The 3,795-nt window shown below is 72.5% G+C and carries 4 protein-coding genes; 3 read left to right on the top strand and 1 reads right to left on the bottom strand.

What is annotated here, in order from left to right:
• Window positions 1-159 precede the first annotated feature (159 nt).
• Window positions 160-501 carry a metallopeptidase family protein gene (locus tag F9B16_RS49635; RefSeq protein WP_151547226.1) on the top strand — a complete coding sequence of 114 codons (342 nt, stop codon included), beginning with the start codon at window positions 160-162 and terminating at the stop codon, window positions 499-501.
• 112 nt (window positions 502-613) lie between these two features.
• A complete protein-coding gene (locus F9B16_RS49640) occupies window positions 614-1,948 on the top strand; it encodes an MFS transporter (protein WP_151547227.1) in 1,335 nt (444 codons plus the stop codon).
• A 4-nt stretch (window positions 1,949-1,952) separates the two neighbouring features.
• Here F9B16_RS49640 and F9B16_RS49645 read toward each other — a convergent pair whose 3' ends face one another.
• A complete protein-coding gene (locus tag F9B16_RS49645; protein ID WP_225992671.1) occupies window positions 1,953-2,267 on the bottom strand; it encodes a PspC domain-containing protein in 315 nt (104 codons plus the stop codon).
• A 263-nt stretch (window positions 2,268-2,530) separates the two neighbouring features.
• Between F9B16_RS49645 and F9B16_RS49650 the strand changes: the two genes are divergently transcribed.
• Entirely contained in the window at window positions 2,531-3,550 is a 1,020-nt protein-coding gene (locus tag F9B16_RS49650; protein WP_151547228.1) for an aspartate-semialdehyde dehydrogenase, read from the top strand.
• Window positions 3,551-3,795: the final 245 nt, after the last annotated feature.

Here is a 3,795-nt window from a genome sequence, read left to right on the forward strand (position 1 = left end):
CTGTGCGCGGCGGACGCGGCGCGGGGGTACCGGGCGGCGAGCGCCGCCGTGCGGGCGGACGCGGCGCGGGGCAGTCGTGCGGCGAGGGCGGTGATCCGGGCGGCGAGGGCGGTCGGCCGGAACGGCAACGATCCTCCTTCGGTCGAGCAGAATGGCACTGTGATCGAGATGTCGCGGGAGGCGTTCGAGGACCTGGTCGGGGCGGCCCTCGACTCCATCCCTGCCGAGCTGGCCGCGCAGATGCGCAACGTCGTCGTCGTGGTCGAGGATGACGCACCCGAGCCGGGCCTGCTGGGCCTTTACCAAGGCGTACCCCTCACGGAGCGCGGTGACTGGTACGGGGCCGTCCTGCCCGATCACATCTCCATCTACCGCCGGGAGATCCTCCGGATCTGCGACACCGAGGAGGACGTCGTGGAAGAGGTGCGGATCACGGTGATTCACGAGATCGCGCATCATTTCGGGATCGATGACCGTCGGCTCCACGACCTGGGGTATTGAGACACGTCGGCGACGCGTTTCAATATTTGGGCACGGTAGGTCACATAACTGCCACGCAGCGTGAGTTAATAGGAGGGTCGTCCAACCCTGGACGAGCCGAACTGGAGCGTGCGTGGCGGGAAGGCAGACCGGCCGGCATCGGCGTCCGGCGGAGGAGCAGGCCACCTACCGCGAGGTGTTCGCGGTGGGTGAGTTCCGTGCCCTCTGGCTGGCGCAGGCGCTGTCGTTCGTCGGGGACCAGCTGGCGCAGGTCGCGCTGGCCGTGCTGGTGTACCACCGCACGGACTCGGCGCTGCTGACGGCCGTCACGTACGCGCTGACGTACCTGCCGCCGATCGTGGGCGGACCGGTGCTGTCCGGACTCGCCGACCTGTTCCCGCGCCGCACCGTGATGATCGTCTGCGATGTGCTGCGGGCCTGCCTGGTCGCGCTGATGGCGCTGGTCGAGATGCCGTTCGCGGGCCTGTGCCTGCTGGTGTTCGCGACGGTGCTGCTCGGCGCCCCGTTCACCGCCGCGCGCGCCGCCGTGCTGCCGGACGTCCTGGAGGGCGACCGGTACGTGGCCGGGTCGGCGATCAACAACATGACGCACCAGGGCACCCAGACGCTCGGGGCACTGGTGGGCGGCACGATCGTGGGGGTCGTCGGGTCGTACGAGGCGCTCGCCATCGACGCGCTGACGTTCGGCCTGTCCGCGGTGATCCTGGTGGGCGGGCTGCGGCCGCGCGCCGCGCCGAAGCGGCGGGAGCGCGAGTCGCTCGGGCTGTGGCGCGGGACGCGGGACGGGGCGCGGCTGGTGCTCGGCGACCCGGTGCTGCGGTCGCTGGTGGCATTCGCGTGGCTGTGCGCGTTCTACGTCGTCCCGGAGGGGCTCGCGGCGCCGTACGCGGCGACGTTCGACGGCAGCCCGGTGACGGTGGGGCTGCTGATGTCGGCGATGCCGACGGGCATGGTGTTCGGGGCGTTCCTGTTCAGCCGCTTCGTCCGCCCGGCGAACCGGCTGCGGTTCATGGGGTGGATGTCGATGGCGGCGTGCCTGCCGCTGGTCGGCGCGGGCGTCCATCCGCCGCTGTGGGGCGTCCTGGCGCTGTGGGCGCTGTCCGGGATGGGCAGCGCGTACCAGCTGGCGGCGAACGCGGCGTTCGTCGCGGCGGTGCCGCCGTCCGGCCGCGGCCAGGCGTTCGGCCTGGCCCAGTCCGGCATCCTCGCCGGCCAGGGCCTCGGCATCCTCGTCGCCGGGGCCGCGACGCAGGTCCTCGGCCCGCAGACGGTGGTGGCGCTCGCGGGCGTCGTCGGCCTGTCGGTCGCCGCGATGCTGTCGCTGTCCTGGAACCAGATCCGCGGCGGTGTCATCTCCGGCATGACCGAGCCGGCCGCCCCCGTGGAGGTCGCCGCGTCCCGCGACGAGGACCTCCCCGGCATCCGCCGCTCCGCGCCCGCCCCCTAAGAGCTCACGCGTGGGTCTTCTTGTTCACCGCGTCCTTGGTGCGCTGGACGGCGTCCTGCACGTTCGGGTTGTCCTGGGCCTTCTTGAACAGGTCCTCGGCGATGGACGTCGCGGCGCCCTCCTCCGGGATCAGCAGCCAGGCGACCAGGTAGAGGGCCACGCCCGCGCCGCCGAAGACCGTGAAGACGGCGAGGACGAGGCGGACGATGTTGGCGTCGACGCCGAGGAACTCGGCGGCGCCGGAGCAGACGCCCGCGAGCATGCGCCCGTCGCGGGTGCGGCGGAGCCGCCGTTCGGTGGTGCCCTTGTTCATGTCCATGCCTCGATGATGCCCATCCCGGCGGCGGCGCGACATCCGGAACCGCCCTGATTCGCCCCCGAGGCCGGTCCCTGAGGCCGTCCGGGGAGGGCGTCCGCGGTCTCGGGGGCGCCGTTGTCACAGGCGGGCGCGTGTGCGCGTCCGTTGAGCGCCGCTTAAAGTCGGTGTGAAGGGTTAATGACTGGACGTCCCCGGCCGGGCCTCGGCAGACTCGTCGGCCCAGGTAGCGGGACGGGAAGCGCAGGACGAGCAGAGGGAGCGGCATGAGGATCGGGATCGTCGGGGCCACCGGCCAGGTCGGGGGCGTGATGCGCCGCATCCTGGCGGAACGCGGGTTCCCGGTGGACGAGCTGCGGCTGTTCGCCTCCGCCCGCTCGGCTGGGCGGAAGCTGCCCTGGGGCGACACCGAGATCACCGTCGAGGACGCGGCGGCCGCCGACTTCGCGGGCCTCGACATCGTGCTGTTCTCCGCGGGGAAGGGCTCGTCGAAGGAGCTGGCGCCGAAGGTCGCGGCGGCGGGCGCCGTCGTGATCGACAACTCGTCGGCCTGGCGGATGGACCCGGACGTCCCGCTGGTGGTGGCGGAGGTCAACCCGCACGCGGCGGCGGACCGCCCGAAGGGGATCATCGCGAACCCGAACTGCACGACGATGGCGGCGATGCCGGTGCTGCGGCCGCTGCACGCCGAGGCGGGGCTGGCCGCGCTGGTCGTGTCGACGTACCAGGCGGTGTCGGGCAGCGGCCTCGCGGGCGTGTCGGAGCTGCACGAGCAGGCGCGGAAGGTCGTCGAGAACGCCGACCGGCTCACCCACGACGGCGCTGCGGTGGAGTTCCCCGACCCGCAGGTGTACGTGCGGCCGATCGCGTTCAATGTGCTGCCGATGGCGGGCTCGATCGTCGACGACGGGCTCGCCGAGACCGACGAGGAGCAGAAGCTCCGCAACGAGAGCCGCAAGATCCTGGAGATCCCGGATTTGAAGGTGTCGGGGACGTGCGTGCGCGTGCCGGTGTTCACCGGGCACTCGCTGCAGATCAACGCGCGGTTCGAGCGTCCGATCGGGCCGGAGCGGGCGAGCGAGCTGCTGTCCGGCGCGCCGGGCGTGGTGCTGGCGGACGTGCCGACGCCGCTGCGGGCCGCCGGGCAGGACCCGACCTACGTGGGCCGGATCCGCCGGGACGAGACCGTGGAGAACGGGCTGGCGCTGTTCTGCTCGGGCGACAACCTGCGCAAGGGGGCGGCGCTGAACGCCGTCCAGATCGCGGAGCTGGTCGCCGCCCAGTAGCGACATATCCCGCATTCCGGGCAAACTGAACCGTTCGCGTGCCGGCTCCGTCTGATGGGCCGGCACGTGATCGTTTCTTGGGGGAGTCCGGAATGAGGCGTTCGGCGATCGTGACGGCGGGGACGGCGGCGGGGGCGCTGCTGCTGGCCGGCTGCGGGGGCGGCGGGGGCGGGGACGCCAAGGGCGGCGGGACGGCCGCCGTGTCGGCGCCCGCGATCGGCGCGACCAGCACCCCGAAGCTCGGG

The sequence above is a fragment of the Actinomadura montaniterrae genome, from assembly GCF_008923365.1.
GTDB lineage: Bacteria > Actinomycetota > Actinomycetes > Streptosporangiales > Streptosporangiaceae > Spirillospora > Spirillospora montaniterrae.